This window comes from Amycolatopsis saalfeldensis, assembly GCF_900110575.1.
GTDB lineage: Bacteria > Actinomycetota > Actinomycetes > Mycobacteriales > Pseudonocardiaceae > Amycolatopsis > Amycolatopsis saalfeldensis.
Map to the genome: position 1 here is coordinate 139,892 of NZ_FOEF01000008.1, position 25,205 is coordinate 165,096.

Below are 25,205 nucleotides of genomic sequence, written 5' to 3' on the forward strand. Positions count from 1 at the left end.
GTGCTGCTCCGTCTCCCACACGGCCGGCCCTGACTGCCGGTCTGCGTGGAGAAACGATTAAGAAGAGGCGAAAGTTACGGCTTCGTCAGGGTCTGAAAAAAGTCAGCGCAACCCGGATGGCAGAAGTTGGGCCAGCCGGCGGACCGCGCGGTGTTGCAGGGCCTTGATCGCGCCCTCGTTGCGGTGCATCACCTTGGCCGTCTCCGCCACCGACAGTCCCTGCAGGAACCGCAGCACGATGCACTCGCGCTGGTCCTCGCCCAGCTCGGCGACGCAACGCAGCAGTTCGGTGCGCGTGGCGCCCGCGATGGCCTGCTGTTCCGGGCCGGCCTGGGCCGCGGGGCCGACGCTCGCGCCCGCCACCGCGCCCGGCTCGGTCACCTCGCCGGTCACCACCTCGAGCCGGAACCGGCTGGACTTCACGTGGTCGAGGATCAGGTTGCGGGCGATCGTGACGAACCAGGCGCCGACGTCACGGCCCTGGTAGCTGACCGACGTGATCCGCCGCAGCGCGCGCAGGAAGGTCTCGCTGGTGACGTCCTCGGCCAGGTCGCGGTCGCCGAGGCGGAACAGCGCGTAGCGGTAGACGACGTCGACGTACCGGTCGTAGAGGTTGCCGAACGCGGACGAGTCGCCCTCCTGGGCCGCGCGCACCAGGTCCCAGGCCTCGGCTTTGGCGGCCTCGGCCGGGTCCGGCTCGGCCGCCGGGCGGGTCAGCGGGACGGCGGGCGGGCGGCCGAACACCCGTTCGGTGAACATCACGGCGGGTCCGCGCGGGGCGGTGGTCGGCAACGTCATCGGGCGGCACCTCCGGCGGTCCCGGCGGCCCGTGGCGAACCGGCCGGGTGAGCACGACCCCCGAACCCCGAGCGAGCAGGGGCGTGCCGCCTCGCGTGTGCCACGACCTCGTGGACCAGCAAGTTCGTCACGACGACTCCCTCTCTCGCGTCACCCGGCAGTGATCAACGCCACCCGGCGACGCAGAGCAGCATACGTGTAGTTACCGCGAAGTAGGTAGAGGTCCCGGGTCACTGGAGGTGCGACGATCGCGCCGCGTCCCCATTACGGGTGACAAGATGACAAAAGAGCAACGGCACGAGAGGGGTCACGGGTGACCAACCAGAGCGGGGTCGCGCAGCTGCTCGCAACGGCCGCTGAGCGCTGGGGCGGCGAGCTTGCCGTCGTCGAGACGGGGACCGGCGCCACGTTCACCTGGCAGCAGCTCGACGAGGCGGTCCACGCGCTGGCCCGGCGGCTGGTCGAGGCCGGTGTCGAGCCGGGTGACCGGGTCGCGGTGCGGCTGCCGACGTCGGCGGATTTCGCGGTGGCGCTGTACGCGGTGCTGCGAGCGGGCGCGATCGTCGTGCCGGTCTCGCCGCAGGCGCCCGAGCCGGAGCTGCGGCAATTGCTGGCGGACTGCGGCGCGCGGCTCGCCGTCCAACGTGACGCCGAGGCCGACCTGCCCGACGGCGTGACCGGTCTCACGCCGCACGGTGCCGCTCCGGGCGACCCGGTCGGCCGTGAGCGCGCGGGGGAGGACCTCGCCGCCGTCTCCTACACCTCGGGGACCACCGGGCCGCCGCGCGGCGTGATGCTTTCGCACCGCGCGCTGCTGGCCAACCTGGAGCAGCTCGCGCAGGTCGAGGGGGCGCTCGAGCACGGCGACCGGGTGCTGGTCACCATCCCGCTCTTCCACGTGTACGGACTCGGCCCCGGCCTGCTGCACGCGACCTCCGTCGGCGCCACCCTGGTGCTGTCCGAACGGTTCGAGCCGCAGCGGACGCTGGACGACTGCGCCGCGCACCGCGTGACGACCATCGCCGGCGTGCCCACGATGTACACCGAATTCGCCGCGCTGGGCCAGGTCGAGCTGAAGCGCGGGCTCGCCACCGTGCGGCGGATGACGTCCGGCGCCGCGCCGTTGCACCCGAGGGTGCTGACCGCGATCCGCGAGGCGACCGGGCTCGACGTCTACGAGGGCTACGGCCTCACCGAGTGCGCGCCCGTGGTCACCTCGACGCTGGTCACGGGCTACCCGAAGCCCGGCTCGGTCGGCCGCCCGCTGCCCGGCGTCGAGCTGCGGCTGGTCGACAGCGACGGCACGGCCGCCGAAGTCCCGCTCGACCCGGAAGACGCCGCCGACGTGTTCGAAGTGACCGGCGAGACCGGGCTGGTGTCGGTCCGCGGCGCGAACCTGTTCTCCGGCTACTGGCCCGACGGCCACCACGGCCCGGACGCCGAGGGCTGGTTCCGCACCGGCGACGTCGGCTACCTCGACTCCGACGGCGACCTGCACCTGGTCGACCGCGCCAACGACCTGATCATCGTCAACGGCTTCAACGTCTTCCCACACGAGGTCGAGGAGGTGGTCTCGCTGCTGCCCGAGGTGGCGGAGGTCGCCGTGGTCGGCGTCGTCGACGAGCGCAGCGGCGAGGCGGTGAAGGCCGTGGTGGTGCCGGCGCCGGGCGCGTCGCTGTCCGAGCAGCAGGTGGTGGACCAGTGCGTGGCGCACCTGGCCGGGTACAAGGTGCCGCACTCGGTGGAGTTCGCCGAGACGCTGCCGCACTCGGCCACCGGGAAGCTGCGGCGGATCAAGCTCCGCTGAGTCCTAGACTCGGGTTGTGCACCAGGTGACCGTAATGACCCGCGCCGGCTGCCACCTGTGCGAGGTGGCGGAGGCGGACGTCGAGCGCATCTGCGGCGAGCTGGGCGTGGCGTGGGAGACCGCGGACGTCGACAGCGACCCGGAGTGGCGGGCCGAGTACGGCGACCAGGTGCCGGTGATCCTGGTCGACGGCGCCGAGCACGGTTACTGGCGCGTCGAGGAAGGCCGGCTGCGGCAGGCGCTCGCCTGAGCGGTGCGGTAACCAAGTCGTAAGAGTTCGGGGCCACATGGACACCGCGACCCTGCCGAAGATGGTGGAGTGAGCGCGTTGAAGGAAATCCCGGCCCCGGTGAAACCACCCGAGCGGCGACGGCTGTCGTTGCCGGTGGCCACGTTGATCGGGCTGGCCGCCCTCGTCACGGCGTTGGGCGTCGGGCATCTCATCGCCGGTTTCGTCGGCTACAACGCGTCGCCCTTCGTGGCGGTCGCGGACTTCGTCATCGCGCACAGCCCGCACCCCGTGGTGGTGTGGGCGGAGCAGACGCTGGGGACGGCGGACAAAACCGTCCTGAAGATCGGCCTGGCCGTGGTGCTGGTGTTGTTCGCGGTGCTCGCGGGCCAGCTGTCACGGCGCAAGCCGCTGGCCGGGCAGGTGCTCGTCGGGCTGCTCGGCATCGCCGGGGTCGCCGCGGTCTACGAGCGCACGGACGTCGGGCAGCTCGCGCTGCTGGCCCCGGTCGTGGCGCTGGTCGCCTCGCTGCTGGTGTTCGGCTGGCTGCACCGGTACGCGCTGCCGCCGGCGTTCGACGAGTCGCGGGCGCCGGAAGGGCCGACCCGTCGGCAGGTGCTGGTGCGCGGCGCGGGCGTCGCCGCGGGCGCGGGGGTCGCCGCCATCGCGGGGCAGGTCATCTCGGGCGCGGGCGACGCCGAGGCTTCACGCGCCGCGGTCGGCCCGCTGATCCCGTCGCGAAAGGCCCCGCCGCTCCCGGCGGACGCGGACTTCCAGAAGCTCGGCTCACCGCCGTTCATCACGCCGAACGCGGACTTCTACCGGATCGACACGGCGTTCGTGGTGCCACAGGTGCGCACCGAGGACTGGAGCCTGAAGATCCACGGGCTGGTCGACCGCGAGGTCACGCTCTCCTACGCCGACATCCGCACGCGCCCGCTGGTGGAGCGCGAGATCACGATGACCTGCGTGTCCAACGAGGTGGGCGGCGACCTGATCTCGACGGCCAAGTTCATCGGCGTCGACCTGGTCGACCTGCTCGACCGGGCGGGGGTGCGCCAGGGCGCGGAGCAGATGTACGCGACCAGCGTGGACGGCTTCACCTGCAGCACGCCCGCGAACGTCGCCCTCGACCCGAAGCGCGGCGCCATGCTGGCCATCGGCATGAACGGCGAGCCGCTGCCCGTCGAGCACGGTTTCCCGGCGCGAGTGGTCATTCCCGGCCTGTACGGCTACGTCTCCGCGACGAAATGGGTCACCGACCTGGAGTTCGCGAAGTGGGACTCACGCCAGTCGTACTGGCTGGAGCGCGGCTGGGCCGAGCAGGCGCCGATCAAGACGGAGTCCCGGATCGACACGCCCAGCGGCTTCGCCTCGGTGACCGCGGGCAAGGTCCGGGTCGCGGGCACGGCGTGGGCGCAGCACATCGGCATCGCCAAGGTCGAAGTGCGTGTCGACCAGGGTCCGTGGCAGCAGGCGATGCTGTCCGCCCAGGTGAACAAGGACACCTGGCGGATGTGGTGGGCCGAGGTGGACGTGCCCTCGGGCACGCACTCGGTGACCGTCCGCGCGACCGACCAGTCGGGCTACACCCAGACCGACCAGATCGCGGACCCGGTGCCGAACGGCGCGTCCGGCTGGCATTCGGTCTCGCTCAACGCCCACTGACCCCGGCCAGCAGCGGCACCAGCTGTTCGAGGCCGGCGAGCGCCGGGTCGATGCGCTGCGGGTCGAACCGGCCGTCGTCCCAGGTCTCGAGGATGCCGTCGCGCACCCGGACCGGACGGCCGTGGTGGGCCAGCCACTGCTGCATCGCGGGGCTCACCGGCCCGCGCGTGACCCACTGCTGGTCGAAGCCCTCGTTGCCGGTGCCGGCGAGCTTGAAGCCGGCGTTGCGGGCGAACTGGCCGATCAGCCCGCGCGGCTCGGCGTAGAAGTTCAGCGCGGGGAACGGCAGCCGGATGCCGGTCACCTGCCTGAACTTCCGCCGTGCCTGGCTGCTCGAGCGCCGGAAGACCCAGCTGTACTCGAACGACAGGACGTGGAGGTTGCCCCGCTGCCCCTCGATGGCGTGCCAGGTCCGCGGCCGGGTCTGGACCAGGTGGAACGGCTCCCCGTGGCAGTGGCCCAGCAACTCGAGGTCCCGCTCGGTGTAGAACCACCCGCGCTGGGTCGCGAACGCCTCGAACGACGCCTTGTTCCGCTGGTAGCGGCGCACGTACCAGAGCGCGTAACCGCCGACGAGCAGCGGTCCGAGCACGTACCAGATCCAGTGGGTGGCCATGGGGCGCGAATACCTCCGGGAAGTGGGCAGGGCCCGGACGATCTTGCCTGGCCCGCCCCCGCCGGTCGGCCGCTACCTGTGTCGTGTCACCTGATCGGACGCCCTGGGCATTCGCGACACCCGCTGCACCGACCGCTCGACGCGGGGAATGTGCCCCTCGTCATGTCGGTGACCAGTGACTTTGTGCGTGCGTTCACAAGTGGACTACCGTAGGGACATCGCCCCCGCGTGGCCCGGACATCGAACCGGACGTGAGCCGTGGGGTCAAGAGTTTGTTCGTACGGGCCGTGGGCCGGTGCCCGAAGAGATGTGCAGAGCAGCCGACGAGGAGTGGCCAGCGTGGTGACAGAGCGGGGACGGCGCGGCGATGCCGATCCGGCAGCCACCCCGCCCCGCAGGGCTCCCCGCCGCGGTGAAACCGCCGGAGCCGCGGACGAGGCCGGTACGCCTGCCGGTAACGGCAATGGGCGCGCTGCCGCCGAAGGATCCGCTGGCGCACATGCCAAAACCGGCAACGGGACCAGTGGCCGCGCTGCCGGGAACGGGACCGGCGCTCGTGCCGCAGCCGGGAACGGCGCCGCCAGTCGCGCCGCGACGGGGAACGGAACCGGCCGCCCCGCCGCCGAGGGCGCTCGCCGCACCGGCACCCGCCGGGCCGCGGCCCGCGGCGGGGCCGCCCGCAACGGGCGTGCCCCCGACGCCGACAACGCCCCGACCGCCGAGATGCCCGCCGTGCCCGCCGAGGGCGAGGACACCGTGGTCCGCGCGAAGTCGATCCCCGAGGCCGCCGTGGCGCGGCTCGCCGTTTACCTCCGGGTGCTGTCCGGGATGGCGGAGCAGGGGCTGACCACCGTCTCCAGCGAAGAACTGTCCGCGGCCGCCGGGGTCAACTCGGCGAAGCTGCGCAAAGACCTCTCCTACCTCGGCTCGTACGGCACCCGCGGCGTCGGCTACGAGGTGCAGGTGCTGGTCAGCCAGATCGAGCGGATCCTCGGCCTGACCCGTCAGCACAAGGTCGCCGTGGTCGGCATCGGCAACCTGGGCCACGCGCTGGCCAACTACGGCGGCTTCCCCGGCCGGGGCTTCCCCGTCGAGGCGCTGTTCGACCTCGACCCGGACCTGATCGGCGTACCCGTAGGGGGCCTGCCGGTCTCGCACCTCGAGGACATCCCGCGGGTCTGCGCCGAGCGCCAGATCTCGATCGGCATCATCGCCACCCCGCCGACCGCCGCGCAGTCGGTGTGCGACCGGCTGGTGGCGGGCGGGGTGCAGTGCATCCTCAACTTCGCGCCGGTGGTGCTCCAGGTGCCCTCGTACATCGAGGTCCGCAAGGTCGACCTCGCGGTGGAGTTGCAGATCCTCTCCTTCCACGTGGCCCGCCGGGCCGACATCGCCGAGGCCGCGCTGGAAAACCAGGGAAAACCCGGGTTACCCGGCACCGCGCTGCCGGTCGACAATGGCAACGGCAACGGCAACGGCAACGGACACAAAGGCGCCGGGACTGACGGCGGTCGCGGAATGGTGGTGCGCTGATGAGCGTGTTGGCGGTCGGGCTTTCCCATCGCAGCGCGGAGCTGAGCACGCTCGAGCGGGCCGCCGTGCCCGCCGGCGAGCTGGTGAAGCTGCTGCACGACCTGCAACAGGCCGAGCACGTCAGCGAAGCGATGCTGGTGTCCACGTGCAACCGCATCGAGGTCTACGCGGTGGTCGAGACCTTCCACGGCGGCGTCAACGACGTGTCCGACGTGCTCGCCCGCCAGGCCGGCATGGAGCCCGCGGAGCTGTACGACAGCCTGTACGTGCATTACGCGGGCGCGGCTGTGGAGCACCTCTTCTCCGTCACCTCGGGCCTGGACTCGATGGTGGTCGGCGAGACGCAGATCCTCGGCCAGGTCCGCGCGGCGTACGCCACCGCGCGTGAGGCCGGCACCGTCGGCCGCACGCTGCACGAGCTGATCCAGACCACGCTGCGCGTCGGCAAGCGGGTGCACTCCGAGACCGGGCTGGACAAGCTGGGCGCGTCCGTCGTGTCCGAGGCGCTGGCCGCCGCGGGTGAGCTGGCCGGGAAGCACGCGCTGATCGTGGGCGCGGGCTCCATGGGCGCCCTCACCGCTTCGCACCTGCGCAAGGCGGGCATCGGCCGGATCACCGTGGCCAACCGCACCGAGGCGAACGCCGTGCGGCTCGCCGCGAAGGTCACCGAGCAGGGCGTGCCCGCGCAGTCGGTGCCGCTGTCGGGCGTGGCCGCGGCGGTCGCCGAGGCCGACGTCGTCGTGTGCTGCACCGGCGCGCAGAACGCCGTCTTCACCCCCGAGCACGTGCCCGCCCGCGCGGGCCGCGCGCTGGTGGTCTGCGACCTCGGCATGCCGAAGGACGTCGACGTCGAGGTCGCCCACCTGGCCGACGTCACCGTCGTCGACCTGGAGACGATTCAGCGCCGCATGCGCGAGGCCGGCGCGCCGACCACCGAACGGCAGAAGGCCAAGGCCGACGGCATCGTGCTGGACGAGGTGCGCGAGTACCTCGCCGGCCAGCGTCGGGCCGAGGTCACCCCCACCGTCACCGCGCTGCGCCGCCGCGCGGCCGAGGTGGTGGACGCGGAGCTGCTCCGCCTGGACAACCGGCTGCCGGAGCTCGACGGCCAGGTTCGCGAAGAGGTCGGCCGCACGGTGCGCCGGGTGGTCGACAAGCTGCTGCACGCACCGACCGTGCGGGTCAAGCAGCTGGCCGCCGAGACGGCCGATACCGACTACGCCAACGCGCTGCGTGAGCTGTTCTGTCTCGACCCGCAGGCCCCCGCGGCCATGGCGAGTCCCACCGCGCCGCCAGAGAACGAGAAGAAGTAGTACGTGAGCAGAGTCATTCGCATCGGCACGCGGGGCAGCAAGCTCGCCCTCGCGCAGACCGGGACCATCGCCGACGCGCTGCGCGCCACCGGCGTCGAGGTCGAGATCGTCCCCATCACCACCCCGGGGGACCGCTCCGACAAGCCGATCCCGCAGATCGGCGTGGGCGTGTTCACCTCCTCGCTGCGGGAAGCCTTGCAGCGCAAGGAGATCGACCTCATCGTGCACTCCTTGAAGGACTTGCCGACGACGCCGGAGCCCGGTCTCGTGGTCGCCGCCATCCCGCCGCGCGCCGACCCGCGCGACGCGTTGATCGCGCGTGACGGCCTCACTCTGGGCGAGCTTCCGCCGGGCTCGACGGTGGGCACGGGCTCGCTTCGGCGCACCGCTCAGCTGCGCGCGCTGGGCCTCGGTTTGGAAATCGTGCCGATCCGAGGCAATATCGACACCCGCATGCGCAAGGTCGCCGACGGAGTGCTCGACGCCGTGGTGCTCGCGCGTGCCGGACTGGCCCGGATCGGCCGGGACGGGGAGATCACCGAGACCCTCGACCCGATCCAGATGCTGCCCGCCCCCGCGCAGGGGGCGCTGGCGCTGGAGTGCCGGGCCGCCGACGTGGACGTGGAGCACCTGCTCGCGTCCACTTTGGACGACGAGGGCACGCGGGCCGCGGTGACGGCCGAACGGGCCATGATGGCCGCGCTCGAGGCGGGGTGCAGCTCGCCGATCGGCGCGCTCGCCGAGATCGTCGAGGACTTCGACGCCGAGGGCGCGGTCGTGGAACGCATCTCGCTGCGCGGCACCGCGGCCGCCGAGGGCGAGAACGGTGCGGTCGACATGGTGCGGGCCATCGCACTCGCCGACCGCAGCGAAGCCGAGCAGCTGGGCCGGACACTGGCCGCCGAGCTGCTCGACCTGGGAGCCGGTGCCCTGTCCGGCCCCGCCCAGTGACGCCAGCGTCACCGACCCGAACGACCAGCACCACACACCTGCGGCCAATGACGCACCCCGGCCGCTCAAGAGGAGAACGCCAGAGATGACCCCCGCTCGCAAGACCACAGGGCGTGTCGCCTTCGTGGGCTCGGGCCCCGGTGACGCCGGACTGCTCACCGTCCGCGCCCAGGAGCTGCTCGCCAAGGCCGAGGTCGTGGTGACCGACCCCGACGTGCCGGCCGGCGTGCTCGCGCTCGCCGCGCCCGGCGCCGAGGTACGGCCCGCCGTCGGCGAGCCCGCCGACGTCGCCAAGGACCTGACCGCCGAGGCCAAGGCCGGCCGGCTCGCGCTGCGCCTGGTCGCCGGCGACCCGCTGACCAGCGCCGCCGTCGTGGCCGAGGTGCAGGCCGTGGCCCGCACCTCCGCCGTGTTCGACGTCGTGCCCGGTGTTTCGCCCGGTGCCGCAGTCCCCGCGTACGCCGGGGTGGCGCTCGGTGGCACGCACACCGAGGTCGACGTCCGCGGCGACGTCGACTGGGGCGCGCTCGCCGTCGTCCCCGGCCCGCTCGTGCTGCACGCGACTTCGCAGCACCTCGCCGAGGCCGCCAGCCGGCTGACCGAGAAGGGGCTGGCCCCCAGCACCCCGGTCGCCGTCACCGCGAACGGCACCATCAACACCCAGCGCACGCTGGACACCACGCTGAGCTCGCTCGCGAACGACGCCGGCGAGCTGGTCGGCCCGCTGATCGTCACCGTCGGCCAGGCCGCCGGGCATCGCTCGAAGCTCTCCTGGTGGGAGTCGCGCGCGCTGTACGGCTGGAAGGTGCTGGTGCCGCGCACCAAGGAGCAGGCCGGCGAGATGGCCGAGCGCCTGCGCGGCCACGGCGCGACCTCGCACGAGGTGCCCACGATCTCCGTCGAGCCGCCGCGTAGCCCGGCGCAGATGGAGCGCTCGGTGAAGGGCCTCGTCGACGGCCGTTACCAGTGGATCGTGTTCACCTCCACCAACGCGGTGCGCGCGGTGTGGGAGAAGTTCGAGGAGTTCGGCCTCGACGCGCGGGCCTTCTCGGGCGTGAAGATCGCCTGCGTCGGCCAGTCGACGGCGGAGAAGGTGCGCTCGTTCGGCATCATCCCCGAGCTGGTGCCCGAGGGCGAGCAGTCTTCGGAAGGCCTGCTGGCCGAGTTCCCGCCGTACGACGACGTGCTCGACCCGGTCGACCGCGTGCTGCTGCCTCGCGCCGACATCGCCACCGAGACCCTTTCAGCCGGCCTGCGCGACCGCGGCTGGGAGATCGACGACGTGACGGCGTACCGGACCGTCCGCGCCGCTCCGCCGCCGGCCGAGACCCGCGAGATGATCAAGACCGGCGGTTTCGACGCGGTCTGCTTCACCTCGTCCTCGACCGTGCGGAACCTCGTCGGCATCGCCGGCAAGCCGCACACCCGCACGCTGGTCGCGTGCATCGGCCCGAAGACCGCGGAAACCGCCGTGGAGTTCGGGCTGCGGGTCGACGTCCAGCCGGAGAAGGCCGACGTCCCCCACCTGGTCGACGCACTGGCCGAGCACGCCGCCCGGCTCCGCGCGGAAGGCGCCCTGCCGCCGCCGCGCAAGGCGAAGCGCGCCCGCCGCAGCTGACGCGTCTTGTGTCGAAGGCCCTTTCCCGGTCGGGGAAGGGCCTTCGACGCGTTCGGGGCGCGGGAAAAGCGCGTCCAGCTGCCGGAGTACCGTGGACGGGGTGTTCCCCGAGCATCGACCCCGCAGGCTCCGTACCACGCCGGCCATGCGCAGGCTGGTCGGTGAAACGACGCTTCGCCCGCGTCAGCTGATCCTCCCCATGTTCGTGGCCGAGGGCCTCGACGCGCCGCGGCCGATTTCGAGCATGCCCGGCGTGGTGCAGCACACCCGGGACACGCTGCGGAAGGCAGCGGTCGACGCCGTCAACGCGGGCGTCGGCGGGCTCATGCTGTTCGGCATCCCCGCGAAGCGCGACGCCGAGGGCTCGGGCGCCATCGACGAGAACGGCATCCTCAACGTCGCGCTGCGCGACCTGCGGAGCGAACTCGGCGACTCCACCGTCCTGATGGCCGACACCTGCCTCGACGAGTTCACCGACCACGGCCACTGCGGTGTGCTCGACGCGGACGGCGACGTGGACAACGACGCGACCCTGCGCCTGTACGCCGAGATGGCCGTGGCACAGGTGGAAGCGGGCGCGCACGTGCTCGGGCCCAGCGGGATGATGGACGGCCAGGTCGGCGTCATCCGCCGGGCCCTCGACGAGGTCGGCCACAGCGAGGCGGCGATCCTGGCGTACGCGGCGAAGTTCGCGAGCGCGTTCTACGGCCCGTTCCGCGAGGCCGTCGACTCCCAGCTCAAGGGCGACCGCAAGACCTACCAGCAGGACCCCGGCAATGTGCGCGAGGCGCTGCGGGAGATCGAGCTGGACCTCGCCGAGGGCGCGGACATGGTCATGGTCAAGCCGGCTCTGTCCTATTTGGACGTCATCAAGGCGGCGGCCGACATCTCCCCGGTTCCGGTTGCGGCGTACAACATCTCGGGTGAGTACGCGATGGTCGAGGCGGCCGCGGCGAACGGCTGGCTGGACCGCGAGCGGACCGTGCTCGAGGTGCTCACGTCCATCCGCCGCGCGGGGGCCGACCTGATCCTCACCTACTGGGCCGCCGAGGCCGCGGCCTGGCTCGACTGAGCACTTCGCCGAGTCGGGACCAGGCGGCTGACCTGGGCCGCAGGCTGGGCTAGAGTCCTCGGGTGGCCGAGAAGGACGAGAACATCGCCAGCTCCGAAGCGACCCCCGGACTGACCTCCGACCGGGTTCCCGCGCCTGAACTGGCCAAACCCGCTGACGGACCTGCGCCCGATGCGGCGGCCGGTGCCGGTGCGGCCTCCGGCTCCGGCGACGGCGCCAAGCCCGGCGGTGCGGCCGAGTCCGCTGCCGCAGCGGACTCCAACTCCGGCAACGGCGCCAAGCCCGGCGCTGCGGCCGAGTCCGGCAATGGGGCCAAGCCCACTGCCGCGCTGAACTCCGCTGCCGCGCCCAAGTCCGGCACAGCAGCCAAACAGACCGAGCCTCCCGGGCTCACCTCCGATCGGCTGCGGGTCAAGGGCCGGTCGCCCGATCCGGTGCTGCCGGGGCAGGCCGCGCCTGTGGTGAACCCGCCCCTGCCGGTCACGATTTCGTTCTGGCTGTGGATCGCTGCCGGGGTGGTGGTCATCGTCGGGCAGGCGTACACGCTGTTGATCAAGGATCAGCTGGTCGCCGAGCTGGTCAGGCAGAACCAGCAGGGCACCGGGCAGAAGGTGGCGCCGGATCAGATCGCGTCGGGCACCAACACGCTGGTGTGGCTGCTGCTGATCGGCGGGGTGGTGTTCGCGGTGTTGCTGGGGCTGTTCGCGTGGAAGGCGCGGGAGGGCACGCGGTCGGCGCGTTCGGTGCTGACCGGGCTGGCCATCGTCTGCGTGCTGTTCCAGATCGTCATCTTCTACAACTTCTTCACGCTCATCGCGGCGTTCGTGCTGCTGATCGCGCTGGTGCTGATGTACCTGCCGAGCGTGGCGAACTACTTCCCGAAGGTCGGCAAGAAGCTCCCGTGACCAGGACGCTGTACTCCGAGGCCGGCGTCGGCTGGCTGGCGCTGGTCTGGGGACCGCTGTTCGCGCTGCTGGGCGCGCTGGCGGAGCTGGCTACGGGCGGCCCGGTGCACACCGTCGCGTGGATCATGATCGCGATCGGGCTGTGCGCGCTGACCTTGCCGTGGGTCTACGCGCGGCGGCGGTTCCTCTCGCTCGAGGTGACCACGCATGGGCTGCGGCAAGGCCGGGAACAGCTGGAGGCGGCGCGCATCGCCGCCGTGACCGACGTCGGCACCCCCGTCGGCGCGCGGGTGCTCGGCGGCGGCTGGACGGTGCCGCGCAAGTACGACGAGCTGCCCGTGAAACTCGACGACGGCACGGTGGTGCTCGCCTGGGCCCGTGACGTCGAGGCACTGCGGGACGCGCTGTCCGAGCTGGCCGAAGCCAACGGGAATCAGGATTGAGTGAGAGGCTTGCACGCGTGATCGACCTACCCCAGCCGACGGGCCGCGAGCTCTGGCCGCCCGAGGAACCGGAAACGCCCGCGCGGCTCAACGAGCCCTGGCGCGCGTTCGTCGCGCTCGGCGAGGTGATCGTGGCGGCTTTGCTGCTGTGGGCGGCGTTCGCACTGTGGCACGCGGGAGTCGTCACGGTCGTCACGACGGCCGGGGACGGCGCGCGGCTGGCCTCGCAGCGGGTGTTCGGCGGGCCCATCGCGGGTGCGCTCGGCGTCGGCACGGTGGCCGCCGTCGTGCTGGTGGACGCGGTTCGTCAGCTGTTGCTCGCGGTGCGTGCGCGCCGCCGCAAGAAGAAGGACTGACTTCGCAAGTCGAGACGGCCGATACACAGCTCCCCCACAGGGAACCAACAGCTGACTGCTAACCATCGGCACCAGTCTTTCCCGCATGACACGTACCCGGACATGGGTGATCAACGGCGCGCTGGTGGTGCTGCTCGGCGGGGCCGCCTTCGGGATCTACCAGGCCTTCACGCCCGCGGCCAACACCGCGCAGGCGCAGAGCCGGACCACCCCGGTGCGGCTGGCGACCGTGACGCAGACCGTGTCGGCCGCCGGCACGGTGGCCAGCAATTACACCGGCGCCGCGAACTTCGCCACCTCCGGCAAGGTCACCAGCATCGGCGTGAAGGTCGGCGACGTGGTGAGCGCCGGGCAGCAGCTCGCCACCATCGACGCCACGCAGGCGGACAAACAGCTCCAGGTCGCGAAGGCGAACCTCGGCGTGGCCGAGGACAACCTCACCGCCGGTGAAAACGCCCCGGCGACCACGTCCACGTCCACCGGCCAGGGTCAGGGACAGAGCCAGAGCCAGAGCCAGGCGAGCAGCCAGGACACCGTCGCCTCGTTGCAGGCCAAGGTGGATCAGGCCCAGCTCGACGTCGACACCGCGCAGGCGGCGGTCGACGCCACCGTGCTCACCGCCCCCGGCGCGGGCACGGTCACCGCGGTCAACGGCACCGTCGGCCAGCAGACCGGCAGCGGCTCGTCCGGCAGCGGGCAGTCCTCGTCCGGCGCGCAGTCCGGCTCGAGCGGCGGGCAGCAGTCCGGCGCGGCCAGCTCGTCGTCTTCCTCGTCGTCGAGCAGCAGCAGCGGGTTCATCGACATCACGGACATGAGCAACCTGGTGGTGGACACCTCCATCGCCGAGATCGACGTCAGCAAGGTGAAGGCGGGCCAGAAGGCCACGGTGACCTTCAACGCGACGCCGGACCAACCCGTTCAGGCCAGTGTCGCGGAGGTCGACCTCACGCCGACCACCAGCGGCAGCGTCGTCTCGTACGGCGCCCGGCTCACGCTGACCAACCCGCCGGCCGGGCTGCGGCCCGGGCAGTCGGCGAGCGTGGTGGTCACCGTCGCCGAGGCCGACAACGTGCTCAGCGTGCCCGCGGCCGCCGTGACCACCGCCGGTTCCACCAGCGTCGTCACGGTGGTGCAGAACGGGCAGGACGTCACCCGCCAGGTCGAGCTCGGCGTGCGCGGTGAGTCCACAGTGGAGATCAAGTCCGGGCTCAGCGAGGGGGACAGCGTGGTGCTGACCGCCGCGTCGCCCACCGCCACGACCGGAGCGGGCGGCCAGCGAGGCGGTACCGGCGGCTTCGGCGGAACCGGTGGTTTCGGGGGCACCGGCGGCACGGGCGGGTTCGGCGGCACTGGTGGCACCGGTGGAGCCAGGGGACGCGGATGAAGCCCGTGATCGCGGTCTCCGGACTGCGTAAGACTTACGGCTCCGGCGAGACTGCCGTGCACGCGCTGCGCGGAGTCGACCTCGTGGTGCAGCCGGGGGAGTACGTGGCCATCATGGGCGCCTCCGGCTCCGGCAAGTCCACGCTGCTGAACATGCTCGGCTGCCTCGACATGCCGACGGCCGGGGGTTACCGGCTCGACGGCTTCAGCGTCGCCGAACTCAACGAACGTCAGCTTGCCTTGCTGCGCAACCGAAAGATCGGCTTCATCTTCCAGTCGTTCAACCTCGTGCCGCGCACCAATGCGCTGTCCAATGTGGAGCTCCCCTTGGTCTACAGCGGACTGCGCCGCGGCCCGCGCCGCCGCCGCGCGCTCGCCGCGCTGGAGCTGGTGGGGCTGTCCGACCGGGCGAAGCACCTGCCGAACGAGCTGTCCGGCGGGCAGCAGCAGCGGGTCGCCGTCGCGCGGGCGCTGGTCACCGGGCCCGCGCTGCTGCTCGCCGACGAGCCCACCGGCAACCTGGACCGCGCCAGCACCGAGGACGTGCTCGGGGTGTTCGACCGGATCAACGCCCAGGGCCGCACCATCGTCGTGATCACGCACGAGGACGAGGTCGCCAAGCACGCGCACCGCGTGGTGCGGGTGAGCGACGGGCTGATCGTCTCGGACGAGGTCCGCCGCCGCGTCGGGGCCCTCGCGTGAACGTCTTCGAGGTGCTGCGGTTCGCCGTCCGCGGCCTGACCGCCAACAAACTGCGCTCGACGCTGACCACCCTCGGCATCACGATCGGCGTCGCGTCGGTGATCCTGCTGGTGGCCGTGGGCAACGGCGCGTCGGCCGCGATCGCCGCGAGCATCCAGGGCCTGGGCACCGACGTGGTCAACGTGTCGCCGGTCCGCGGCGGCGGCCAGGGCAGTGAGGCCCGGCCGCTGACGGTGCAGGACGCGCACGCGCTCGTCGACCCGGTCGGCGCGCCCGACGTGAAGGCCGCTTCGCCGGTCGTGAACACCACGGCGACCGCGACGTACGGGCAGACGTCGTACGACATCTCCAGCGTCAGCGGCACCGAGCCGGCCTACTTCACCACCACGAACCGCGCGGTCGCCGACGGGGCGCTGTTCACCGCCGCCGACGTCACGCAGGCCCGCAAGGTGGTGGTGCTGGGGCCGACCACCGCGCAGTCGATCTTCGGCACGGCCGAGCCGGTCGGGAAGAACGTGCTGCTCAACAGCATCCAGTTCACCGTGATCGGGGTGCTGCAGTCGAAGGGCAGCACCGGGCTGCAGAACGCCGACGACGTCGCCATCGCGCCGATCAGCTCCGTGCAGAACTCGCTGGCGGGCTACGGCAACCTGAGCCAGATCGCGGTGCAGGCCACCTCGGCCGACTCCGTTTCGCTGGCACAGGCCGAGATCACCGCCATCCTCAACGCGCGTCACGGCATCCAGCTCGGCGGCACCGCGGACTACCAGATCCAGAACTCCGAGCAGCTGCTCGCGACGCGGACTTCGGCCACCGAGACGTTCACCGTGCTGCTCGGCGCGGTCGCCGCGATCTCGCTGCTGGTGGGCGGCATCGGCGTCACGAACATCATGCTGGTCACGGTGACCGAGCGGATCCGCGAGATCGGCATCCGCAAGGCGATCGGCGCGCCGCGCTCGGCGATCCTCGGCCAGTTCCTCGCCGAGGCGACCATGCTGAGCCTGTTCGGCGGGCTGCTGGGCGTGGTGATCGGCGTGGTCGGCAGCCAGTTCAGCTTCGCCGGCATCAACCCCGTGGTGGTGCCCTCGTCGATCGTGCTCGCGTTTGCCGTGTCCGCGCTGATCGGCCTCTTCTTCGGCAGTTTTCCGGCGAACCGGGCCTCGCGCCTGCGGCCCATCGACGCCCTCCGGCACGAGTAGGAGTTCCCCAGCATGTCTTCGTCCACCCAGCCCGCACCGCCGCCCGCCGACGAGCCCTTCGTCGACGAGCCCACGGCGGAGTTCCTGCCGGTGACCGCCGAGCTGTCGCCCGAGGAGATCGTGGCGACCCCCGCCGTCGAGGGCGACCTGAACCAGGAGATGAAGCGGGTCGCGAAGCCGTTCGGCAAGACCACGCTGGTTTTGGCCGGGCTGCTGGTGATCGCGCTGTCCTTCGCCGGTGGCGCGTGGACGCACTCGGCGCTCGGCTCGTCTTCCGGCAGCGGGACCGCACGGGCCGGGGGCACGGCCGGTGGCGCGCGCGGCGGCTTCGGCACGGGAACGGGCACCGGCACGGGTACCGGCGCCGGTACCGGGCAGCAGGGCGCGGGGCAGGGCTTCGGCGCGGGTGGCGCCCGGGGCGCGGCCGGACGCGGCACGGTCGGCACCGTCGAGAAGGTCAACGGCACCACCGTGACGCTGAAAACGGCGCAGGGCAGCGACGTCACGGTGTCCACTTCGGACACCACGACCGTCGGGCTGACCCAGCCGGGCAAGCTCAGCGACCTCAAGCCGGGTGCGACGGTGACCGTGCAGGGCCGCGCGGGCACCGACGGAACGGTGGCCGCGCAGACGATCGTGCAGCAGCCGGCGCGCTAGCGGACGTCGTTGAGCGCGACGATCGCGACGTTCAGCGCGGTGGCGTAGAAAAGCCAGACCAGGTACGGCAGGAGCAGCACCGCGCCCAGCTTCGAGCGGCGGTAGAACAGGCCGACCGTCATCAGCACCGTGAAGTCCAGCAGGACGATGTCGACGAGGGCGAGCCGGCTGGAGCCGCCGGCGAAGAAGAGCGGCGTCCAGAGCAGGTTCAGCAGCAGGCCGATGCCGTACGCGGCGAAGCCCTGCGTCTCGCCGTCGGTGCGCCAGTACGTCCAGCCGGCCAGCGCGATCAGCACGTACAGCACTGTCCACACCGGACCGAACAGGCTCGGCGGCGCGGCCCAGGACGGCTGGGCGAGCCGGTGGTAGACCTCCGTCGCCGACGTCGCGGCCAGCCCGGCGACGACCGCGACCACGGCGACCATCCCGAAGAACACCAGCAGGACCAGCCACGGGTTGCGCTGGGGGGTGGGCGCGGTCACGTCTCCTCCTCGGTACCGCAACGCGATCCGGCCCAGCCTAAGCGGCCACGCCAGCCCGCGCCCGGTCGTGAGCACCGGATTTGCGAGACTGGACGGGTGAGCACTGGCACCGAGCAGTCCAAGGTTTGGTTCGAACGCGCGAAGGCGGCCGTCCCGGGCGGGGTGAACTCGCCGGTGCGGGCGTTCAACTCGGTCGGCGGCACCCCGCGCTTCATGGTCCGCGGGGACGGCCCCCACCTGTGGGACGCCGACGGCAACCGCTACGTCGACCTCGTCTCGTCCTGGGGCCCGATGATCCTCGGGCACGCGCACCCGCAGGTGGTCGAGGCCGCGCGCGCGGCCGCCGGCAGCGGGCTCTCCTTCGGCACGCCGACCATCGGCGAGGTCGAGCTGGCCGAGGAGATCATCGGCCGGGTCGAGCCCGTCGAGCAGGTGCGGCTGGTGAACTCCGGCACCGAGGCGACGATGAGCGCCATCCGGCTGGCGCGCGGGTTCACCGGCCGGGCGAAGATCGTGAAGTTCGCCGGCTGTTACCACGGTCACGTCGACGCGCTGCTGGCCCAGGCCGGCTCCGGCGTCGCCACGCTCGGGCTGCCGACCTCGCCCGGCGTCACCGGCGCGCAGGCCGCGGACACGCTGGTGCTGCCGTACAACGACCTCGACGCCGTCCGGAAGTCCTTTGTGGAGAACGAGGGGCAGATCGCCGCGGTGATCACCGAGGCGGCCGCGGGCAACATGGGCGCGATCGCCCCGGATGCCGGGTTCAACGCGGGACTGCGGGAGCTCACCCGTGAGCACGGCGCGCTGCTGATCATGGACGAGGTGATGACGGGCTTCCGCGTTTCGCGCGCGGGCTGGTACGGCCTCGAAGGCGTGGCCGGCGACCTGTACACCTTCGGCAAGGTGATGTCCGGCGGGCTGCCCGCCGCGGCGTTCGGCGGCCGCGCCGACGTGATGGCGAAGCTGGCTCCCGGCGGCCCCGTCTACCAGGCCGGGACGCTGTCCGGGAACCCCGTGGCCGTCGCCGCCGGCCTCACCACGCTGCGCCTGGCGGACGACGCCGTGTACGCGAAGCTGGACGCGAACGCGAAGCGGCTAGGCGGTCTCTTCGACGCGGCGCTGACCGAAGCGGGCGTGAAGCACGTTGTGCAGTACGCGGGCAACCTCGTCAGCGTGTTCTTCGCCGACACCCCCGTGCGCGACTACCCGGGTGCACAAGCCAGCGAGACCTGGCGTTTCCCGGGCTTCTTCCACGCTCTGCTCGACGGAGGCGTGTACGCCCCGCCCAGCGCGTACGAGGCGTGGTTCGTGAACGCGGCGATGGACGACGACGCGTTCGGCGTCATCGAAGCGGCGCTCCCGGCCGCGGCCCGCGCGGCCGCCGAGGCGGTGCAGCCGTGACCACCGTCGTCCACGTGCTGCGGCACGGCGAAGTGCACAACCCGGACAAGATCCTGTACGGCCGTCTGCCGCACTTCCGGCTGTCGGAACGCGGACAGCGGCAGGCGCTGACTGTCGCGGAAGCCGTGGCGGGACACGACCTTGCGTACGTCGTCGCGTCGCCGCTGCAGCGCGCGCAGGAGACCGCGACGCCGATCGCCGCCGCGCACCGGCTCGACATCGCGACCGACGCGGAACTGATCGAGGCCGGCAACGTCTTCGAGGGCCAGCGCGTGGCTGTCGGCGACGGCGCGCTGCGGCAGCCGAAAGCGTGGCCGCACCTGGTCAACCCGTTCCGGCCGTCGTGGGGCGAGCCGTACGTGGAGATCGCGCACCGGATGCTCGGCGCCGTTTATCGCGCGCGGGACGAGGCGGAGGGCCGCGAGGCGCTGTGCGTCTCGCACCAGCTGCCGATCTGGACGCTGCGGCGGTTCCTCGAAGGCAAGCGGCTGTGGCACGACCCGCGGCAGCGGCAGTGCTCGCTGGCGTCGCTGACCAGCCTGGTCTTCGACGGCGAGGCGCTGGTGGAGATCGTCTACAGCGAGCCGGCCGGCTCCACCGACCCGAAGGTGACGGGCGCATGAAGCGGGTCGCGTTGCTGGTGGCGGCCGTGCTGCTGCTGGCGGGCTGCTCGGCCGGCAAGGACGCGGTGGTCACCGGCGGCACGTTCACCTTCGTCTCGCCGGGCGGCCAGATCGACATCACCTACCCGGATGCCCAGCGGCAGAAGGCGCCCACGCTGTCCGGCGACGATCTGATGAACGAGGGCAAGCAGCTCTCGCTCGCCGATTTCCCCGGCAAGCCCATGGTGATCAACCTGTGGGGCCAGTGGTGCGGACCGTGCCGCGCCGAGGCGCCCGAGCTGGAAAAGGCCAGCAGGCAGATGGAGCCGCTCGGCGCGAAGCTGATCGGCCTCGACCTGCGCGACCCGTCGCGCCAGGCCGCCCAGGACTTCGTGCGGGACCGGCAGATCACCTACCCGTCGATCTGGGACCCGTCCGGCCGCGTCCTGCTGCAGCTGTCGGGATACCCGCGCAACATCATCCCGTCGACGATCGTGCTGGACCGGCAACACCGGGTCGCCGCGGTGTTCCTGCGCGACGTGCTGGCCACCGACCTGATGCCGGTCGTGCAGCGGCTGCTGGCCGAGAAGTAGCCGTGGAATCCGGAAAGCGCAGTTCAACGCCGCTGGGACTTAGGTCCCGTTCGGGTGTGGCCAAGGTCCTGTGAACCGGCCCCGCCCGGCTCACGGGAAGCTCACTGCCTAGTCTCAACACCGTGAACTCCGTGTCCGAGCTGGCGATCTCCGGACCGCTGCTGCTCGCCGCGGGGGTGGCGCTGGTGGCGGGCGCGATCTCGTTCGCCTCGCCCTGCGTCGTGCCGCTCGTGCCCGGGTACCTGGCGTACCTCGCGGCACTCGTCGGTGCCGACGCCCCCGCCGTGCGCGCCGACGAGGAACGCAAGAAGGGCCGCTACGCCGTGGTCGGCGCCGCGGGCCTGTTCGTGCTCGGGTTCACCGTGGTGTTCGTCGCCACGCTGGGCACGCTCGTCTGGCTGGCCGACACCCTGCTGATCAACCAGGACCTTTTGCAGCGCATCGGGGGCGTGCTGACGATCGCGATGGCGCTGGTCTTCCTCGGCTGGATTCCCGGCCTGCAGCGAGAAGTCCGCTCGCACCGCGTGCCGGGCGGCGGCCTCTGGGGCGCGCCGGTGCTCGGCGCAGTCTTCGGGCTCGGCTGGACGCCGTGCATCGGGCCGACGCTCTCGGCCGTGACCAGCCTCGCCAGCGCGACCGGCGGCGCGGCCGCCCGCGGGTACCTGCTGGTGCTCGTCTACTGCATCGGGCTCGGCGTGCCGTTCCTGCTGATCGCGGTCGGCGCCCGCTGGGCCGTGCGCGCCACCGACTGGCTCCGCCGCAACGGCCGCCGCGTGCAGCTGGTCGGCGGGGTGCTGCTGCTGGCCGTCGGGATCCTCCTGGTCACCGGGCTCTGGGGAGACGTCATGGGCTGGCTCCGCAATTCCGTCGCCTCCAACCTCGAGCTGCCACTGTGACGACCACCGAAGCACCACCCACGAACCCCCAGCGCCCGTACCGGCCCTCGGTCGCCAAGCAGCTGCTCGCCTTCGTGCGCAACACCTGGCGCGGGCTGACGTCCATGCGCACGGCGCTGGTGCTGCTGTTCCTGCTCGCGCTGGCCGCCCTGCCCGGGGCGCTGCTGCCGCAGCGGCGGCTCAACCTCGGCAAGGTCGAGGACTACATCTCCGCCCACGGCTGGTGGGGCACGCTGCTGGACAAGCTGGAGTTCTACGACGTCTACTCCAGCGTCTGGTTCTCGGCGATCTACATCCTGCTGATGATCTCGCTGATCGGCTGCCTCACGCCGCGCAGCTTCGACTACATCCGGCAGATGCGCGCCCGCCCGGTGCTCACCCCGAAGAACCTCGCGCGCATGCCGCACCACCGCCTGGCGCGCACGGCGCGGAAGCCGGAAGCCATCCGCGAGGACGTCCGCAAGCAGCTTTCGGGCTGGCGCCGGATCGAGCGCGAAGAGGACGACGGCGGGTACAGCATTTCCGCCGAGCGCGGCTACCTGCGCGAGACCGGCAACCTGCTGTTCCACTTCGGCATGCTCGGCCTGATCATCTTCTTCGCCCTCGGCAAGCTCTACAGCTACGAGGGCCAGGTCATCGTCCAGGCCGACGGCAGCCAGTTCTGCAACTCCGGCATCTACAACTACGACTCGTTCGAGGCCGGCCTGCGCGTCGACGGCACCAGCCTCGACCCGTTCTGCGTGAAGGTGAACGACTTCACCGCGCGGTACACGCCGTCGGGCGAGGCCGACTACTACCACTCGAACATCCAGTACCAGTCCGGCGAGGACCTCCAGACCGGCACCTGGCGGCCGTACAACCTCCAGGTCAACGACCCGCTGCGGACCGTCGGCGACCGGGTTTACCTGCTGGGCAACGGTTATTCGCCGAAGTTCACCATCACCTTCCCGGACGGCCAGACCCGCACGCAGAACACGCAGTGGCGGCCGACCGACCAGACCACGATGCTGTCCGAGGGCGCGACGAAGTTCGACCAGCCGGGCATCACCGACGAGGCCCAGCGCCGCACCCGCCAGCTCGCCGTGACCGGGGTGCTCGCGCCGACGTCGTTCGTGCACGGCGGGGTGCTCACCTCCACCGCGCCGCAGCTGAAGAACCCGATGGTCGCCGTCGACGTGCTGCGCGGCGACCTCGGCCTCGACGCGGGCCGCGGCCAGTCGGTGTTCGAAGTGGACTCCTCGCGGGTGGCCGACGGGCGGCTCAAGCAGGTCGCGCGGCAGAACCTGGCCGTGGGCCAGGAGATCAAGCTCGACGACGGCACGCGCGTCCGCTTCGACGGCGTCGGGACGTGGGTCAACCTCCAGGTCTCGCACGACCCGACGCAGGTGTACGTGCTGGCGTTCGCGATCGTCATGTTCGCCGGGCTGGGCGGATCGCTGCTGGTCAAGCGGCGGCGCGTGTGGGTCCGGGTGCGGCCGGGCGACGAGGGCTCGCCGGGTACGGTCATCGAGGTCGCCGGGCTGGCCCGCACCGACCAGGCCGGGTACGGCGAGGAATTCCAGCGGATCAGCGAACGGCTGGTCACGGGCAGGAAGGGCAGCTGAAGCATGCCGGTCAACGAGACTCTGTCGCAGTACAGCGACTGGTTGTACACCACCACGGTGGCGATCTACGTGCTCGCGCTGTGCTTCTCGCTGTTCGAGCAGGCCTTCGGGGCGAAGGGCCGTCGTGCCGCCGAACGCAGCGCGCAGCGTTCGCTGGTCGGCGCCGGCGCGCCGGTGATCGAGGACGCCGACGTCCCGGCCACGCCGGAGGCGCCGCGCGAGGTCGGCCGCGCCGAGCGGATCGGCCGCATGGGCGCGTCGCTGCTCGTGCTGGGCGCCCTGCTCCAGTTGACGGCCATCGTGCTGCGTGGTTTCGCGGTGCACCGCGCGCCGTGGGGCAACATGTACGAGTACGGCATGACGGTCACCTTCGTGACCGTGGTCGCCTGGCTCGTGGTGATCCGGAAGTTCCCGGTCCGCCACCTCACCGGCTTCCTGCTGCTGCCCGTCGTGATCCTGATGTTCATCAACGGCACGCTGCTGTACACCGTCGCCGCGCCGGTGGTGCCCGCGCTCCAGTCGTACTGGCTCTACATCCACGTTTCGGCCGCGATCATCGGCTCCGGCGTGTTCCTGGTGCCGGGCGTCGCGAGCGTGCTCTACCTGTTCCGCACGGCCAACGACAAGAACCCGCAGCGGTTCCCGAAGTTCGGGCCGAAGCTGCCGCCCGCCGACGTGCTCGACCGGATCGCCTACCGGGCGACGATCATCGCGTTCCCGGTCTTCACCTTCGGCGTGCTGTGCGGCGCGGTCTGGGCCGAGGCGGCCTGGGGCCGGTTCTGGGGCTGGGACCCGAAGGAGACGGTCGCCTTCATCGCGTGGGTCGTTTACGCGGCGTACCTGCACTCCCGCGCCACCGCGGGCTGGCGCGGGCAGCGCGCCGCGGTGATCAACGTGCTCGGCTTCGCCGTGACGATCTTCAACCTGTTCTTCATCAACCTGGTTACTGCCGGACTGCACTCGTACGCCGGGGTGAACTGAGCAGGGGTCCGCGCGTTTCGCTGCGGCAGCGGCGACTAACGTCGACACTGGGGGCAGCAGGCAGTCGGCGTACGCGGGAGGTTTTCAGCGGTGACCGGACCCAGTGAAGAGGCTGCCACCGGGCAGTCCGACCAGGCCCAGGAGCCCGCGGCCGAGCTGTTCTCCGAGGAACGCACAGACTCGACGCCGCACCCGAATTCGGACGCGTTCGAAGTGCAGCCCACGCAGGTGGTCGCCTCGCCGAACCCGAACTCGGGCCCGTACGCGACGCCGCAGGCCCCGGCCCAGCCGGCTTACCCGGCGGGCCAGTACGACCAGAACCTGCCGCCGCTTCAGCCTCAGCAGCCGTACACGGGGTATCCGCAGCAGCAGGCCGCGCCGCCGCAGCCCGCCGCGGGTCAGCAACAGCCCGGGCCGCAGCAGGCCGGGCCCGGTTTGCCGCAGCCGGGCCGTCCGGGTCCGAACGGGCCCGACGACCTGGCCACCGCGCACCTGGTGAAGCAGGCGAAGCGGACCCCGCAGTCGGGCTGGCGCAAGGCGCTCTACCTGGGCACCGGCAAGCTGGTGAACCCGGGGGAGAGCCCGGCCGACCGGCGTCGCCGGGAGCTGATCGCGCGGGTCAACCAGCCGCTGCGCGGGTGTTACAAGATCGCGATGCTGAGCCTCAAGGGCGGCGTCGGCAAGACCACCACGACAACCACGCTGGGCTCGACGTTCGCCTCATTGCGCGGTGACCGCGTGGTGGCCGTGGACGCGAACCCGGACCGCGGCACGCTTTCGCAGAAGATCGCCATCGAGACCACCGCGACGGTGCGCCACCTGCTGCGCGACGCCGGGAAGATCACGCGCTACAGCGACGTCCGCTCGTACACCTCACAGGGCTCGAGCCGGCTGGAGATCCTGGCCAGCGAGCAGGACCCGGCCGTGTCGGAGGCCTTCTCGGAGGACGACTACCGGCGCACGGTCAACCTGCTGGAGCACTTCTACAACATCGTGCTCACCGACTGCGGCACCGGCCTGATGCACTCGGCCATGAAGGGTGTCCTGGACGCCGCCGACGCGCTGGTGGTGGTCTCGTCCGGTTCCGTCGACGGGGCCCGCAGTGCTTCGGCCACGCTCGACTGGCTCGAGGCCCACGGCTACGGCGACCTGGTGAAACGCTCCGTGGTGGTGATCAACTCCGTGCGCCCGAAGGGCAGCTCGGTCGACCTGGACAAGCTCTCGGCCCACTTCGGCGCGAAGGTCCGGGCCGTCTGCCGCGTGCCGTTCGACCCGCACCTGGAAGAGGGCGCGGAGATCGAGCTGGAACGCCTCGCCGGCGGCACGCGCCTTTCGCTGCTGGAGCTGGCCGCCACCGTCGCGGACGGGTTCGGCGGTCAGCAGTACCGCTGACCGG

General features: G+C 71.6%; 25 protein-coding genes. 22 read left to right on the forward strand and 3 right to left on the reverse strand.

The genetic code is table 11. The features are described 5' to 3' along the window. Positions 1-102: 102 nt before the first annotated feature. Positions 103-798, reverse strand: a complete 696-nt coding sequence (locus BMY97_RS19835) for a sigma-70 family RNA polymerase sigma factor (RefSeq protein WP_091618361.1) — start codon at positions 796-798, stop codon at positions 103-105. Positions 799-1,111: 313 nt separating this feature from the next. Between BMY97_RS19835 and BMY97_RS19840 the strand changes: the two genes are divergently transcribed. The 3 genes from BMY97_RS19840 to BMY97_RS19850 all read left to right on the forward strand — a co-directional run bounded on the left by BMY97_RS19840 (position 1,112) and on the right by BMY97_RS19850 (position 4,502). Further along, on the forward strand, positions 1,112-2,605 hold the full coding sequence (locus BMY97_RS19840) for an AMP-binding protein (protein ID WP_091618362.1): 1,494 nt from the start codon (positions 1,112-1,114) through the stop codon (positions 2,603-2,605). Between the two features lie 34 nt (positions 2,606-2,639). Next, entirely contained in the window at positions 2,640-2,855 is a 216-nt protein-coding gene (locus BMY97_RS19845) for a glutaredoxin family protein (protein WP_091618363.1), read from the forward strand. 69 nt (positions 2,856-2,924) lie between these two features. Further along, positions 2,925-4,502 (forward strand): molybdopterin-dependent oxidoreductase, encoded by a 1,578-nt coding sequence (locus BMY97_RS19850; protein WP_177231445.1) that lies wholly within the window; start codon positions 2,925-2,927, stop codon positions 4,500-4,502. Here BMY97_RS19850 and BMY97_RS19855 read toward each other — a convergent pair. Beyond that, a complete protein-coding gene (locus BMY97_RS19855; RefSeq protein ID WP_091618364.1) occupies positions 4,489-5,118 on the reverse strand; it encodes a hypothetical protein in 630 nt (209 codons plus the stop codon). The two genes, BMY97_RS19850 and BMY97_RS19855, sit on opposite strands and share 14 nt — an antisense overlap. A 723-nt stretch (positions 5,119-5,841) precedes the next feature. Here BMY97_RS19855 and BMY97_RS19860 point away from each other — a divergent pair. The 12 genes from BMY97_RS19860 (at position 5,842) to BMY97_RS19915 (ending at position 17,250) form a co-directional block, all read left to right on the forward strand. Next, on the forward strand, positions 5,842-6,651 hold the full coding sequence (locus tag BMY97_RS19860; protein WP_091618365.1) for a redox-sensing transcriptional repressor Rex: 810 nt from the start codon (positions 5,842-5,844) through the stop codon (positions 6,649-6,651). Next, entirely contained in the window at positions 6,651-7,964 is a 1,314-nt protein-coding gene (locus BMY97_RS19865) for a glutamyl-tRNA reductase (protein ID WP_091618366.1), read from the forward strand. The genes BMY97_RS19860 and BMY97_RS19865 overlap by 1 nt, the downstream gene beginning before the upstream one ends. A 3-nt stretch (positions 7,965-7,967) precedes the next feature. Beyond that, a complete protein-coding gene (gene hemC / locus BMY97_RS19870; RefSeq protein WP_177231446.1) occupies positions 7,968-8,915 on the forward strand; it encodes a hydroxymethylbilane synthase in 948 nt (315 codons plus the stop codon). A gap of 85 nt (positions 8,916-9,000) precedes the next feature. Further along, positions 9,001-10,533, forward strand: coding sequence for a bifunctional uroporphyrinogen-III C-methyltransferase/uroporphyrinogen-III synthase (locus tag BMY97_RS19875; protein WP_091618367.1), 1,533 nt, complete (start codon positions 9,001-9,003; stop codon positions 10,531-10,533). Positions 10,534-10,633: 100 nt separating this feature from the next. Beyond that, positions 10,634-11,605 carry a porphobilinogen synthase gene (gene hemB, locus BMY97_RS19880; RefSeq protein WP_091618589.1) on the forward strand — a complete coding sequence of 324 codons (972 nt, stop codon included), beginning with the start codon at positions 10,634-10,636 and terminating at the stop codon, positions 11,603-11,605. 62 nt (positions 11,606-11,667) lie between these two features. Further along, a complete protein-coding gene (locus tag BMY97_RS49360) occupies positions 11,668-12,510 on the forward strand; it encodes a hypothetical protein (protein ID WP_342744044.1) in 843 nt (280 codons plus the stop codon). Continuing rightward, a complete protein-coding gene (locus tag BMY97_RS19890) occupies positions 12,507-12,953 on the forward strand; it encodes a hypothetical protein (RefSeq protein ID WP_091618368.1) in 447 nt (148 codons plus the stop codon). Before BMY97_RS49360 ends, BMY97_RS19890 begins: the two co-directional genes overlap by 4 nt. Before the next feature lie 17 nt (positions 12,954-12,970). Continuing rightward, complete coding sequence (locus BMY97_RS19895) at positions 12,971-13,309, forward strand: hypothetical protein (protein ID WP_091618369.1); 339 nt, start codon at positions 12,971-12,973, stop codon at positions 13,307-13,309. A gap of 85 nt (positions 13,310-13,394) precedes the next feature. Further along, positions 13,395-14,693: an efflux RND transporter periplasmic adaptor subunit gene (locus tag BMY97_RS19900; RefSeq protein ID WP_091618370.1), complete on the forward strand. Its 1,299-nt coding sequence runs from the start codon at positions 13,395-13,397 to the stop codon at positions 14,691-14,693. After that, positions 14,690-15,394, forward strand: coding sequence for an ABC transporter ATP-binding protein (locus tag BMY97_RS19905; RefSeq protein ID WP_091618371.1), 705 nt, complete (start codon positions 14,690-14,692; stop codon positions 15,392-15,394). Before BMY97_RS19900 ends, BMY97_RS19905 begins: the two co-directional genes overlap by 4 nt. Further along, a complete protein-coding gene (locus BMY97_RS19910) occupies positions 15,391-16,593 on the forward strand; it encodes an ABC transporter permease (RefSeq protein WP_091618372.1) in 1,203 nt (400 codons plus the stop codon). Before BMY97_RS19905 ends, BMY97_RS19910 begins: the two co-directional genes overlap by 4 nt. Before the next feature lie 12 nt (positions 16,594-16,605). Then, a complete protein-coding gene (locus BMY97_RS19915) occupies positions 16,606-17,250 on the forward strand; it encodes a hypothetical protein (RefSeq protein ID WP_245787401.1) in 645 nt (214 codons plus the stop codon). Here the strand turns inward: BMY97_RS19915 and BMY97_RS19920 are convergent. After that, on the reverse strand, positions 17,247-17,675 hold the full coding sequence (locus tag BMY97_RS19920) for a TspO/MBR family protein (protein WP_177231456.1): 429 nt from the start codon (positions 17,673-17,675) through the stop codon (positions 17,247-17,249). The two genes, BMY97_RS19915 and BMY97_RS19920, sit on opposite strands and share 4 nt — an antisense overlap. Before the next feature lie 153 nt (positions 17,676-17,828). Between BMY97_RS19920 and hemL the strand changes: the two genes are divergently transcribed. From hemL to BMY97_RS19955, 7 genes are all read left to right on the forward strand, one after another. Beyond that, positions 17,829-19,133, forward strand: coding sequence for a glutamate-1-semialdehyde 2,1-aminomutase (gene hemL / locus BMY97_RS19925; protein ID WP_091618374.1), 1,305 nt, complete (start codon positions 17,829-17,831; stop codon positions 19,131-19,133). Then, positions 19,130-19,756, forward strand: coding sequence for a histidine phosphatase family protein (locus BMY97_RS19930; protein WP_091618375.1), 627 nt, complete (start codon positions 19,130-19,132; stop codon positions 19,754-19,756). Before hemL ends, BMY97_RS19930 begins: the two co-directional genes overlap by 4 nt. Beyond that, positions 19,753-20,328, forward strand: coding sequence for a TlpA family protein disulfide reductase (locus BMY97_RS19935; protein WP_091618376.1), 576 nt, complete (start codon positions 19,753-19,755; stop codon positions 20,326-20,328). The genes BMY97_RS19930 and BMY97_RS19935 overlap by 4 nt, the downstream gene beginning before the upstream one ends. Positions 20,329-20,450: 122 nt before the next feature. Next, a complete protein-coding gene (locus BMY97_RS19940) occupies positions 20,451-21,224 on the forward strand; it encodes a cytochrome c biogenesis CcdA family protein (RefSeq protein WP_091618377.1) in 774 nt (257 codons plus the stop codon). Beyond that, positions 21,221-22,828 (forward strand): cytochrome c biogenesis protein ResB, encoded by a 1,608-nt coding sequence (gene resB, locus BMY97_RS19945; protein ID WP_091618378.1) that lies wholly within the window; start codon positions 21,221-21,223, stop codon positions 22,826-22,828. The genes BMY97_RS19940 and resB overlap by 4 nt, the downstream gene beginning before the upstream one ends. Before the next feature lie 3 nt (positions 22,829-22,831). Beyond that, the gene (ccsB, locus tag BMY97_RS19950; protein ID WP_091618379.1) at positions 22,832-23,809 is read left to right on the forward strand and encodes a c-type cytochrome biogenesis protein CcsB; all 978 of its coding nucleotides are present in this window, start codon (positions 22,832-22,834) and stop codon (positions 23,807-23,809) included. 90 nt (positions 23,810-23,899) lie between these two features. Continuing rightward, a complete protein-coding gene (locus BMY97_RS19955; RefSeq protein WP_091618380.1) occupies positions 23,900-25,201 on the forward strand; it encodes a MinD/ParA family ATP-binding protein in 1,302 nt (433 codons plus the stop codon). The last annotated feature ends 4 nt before the right edge of the window (positions 25,202-25,205 follow it).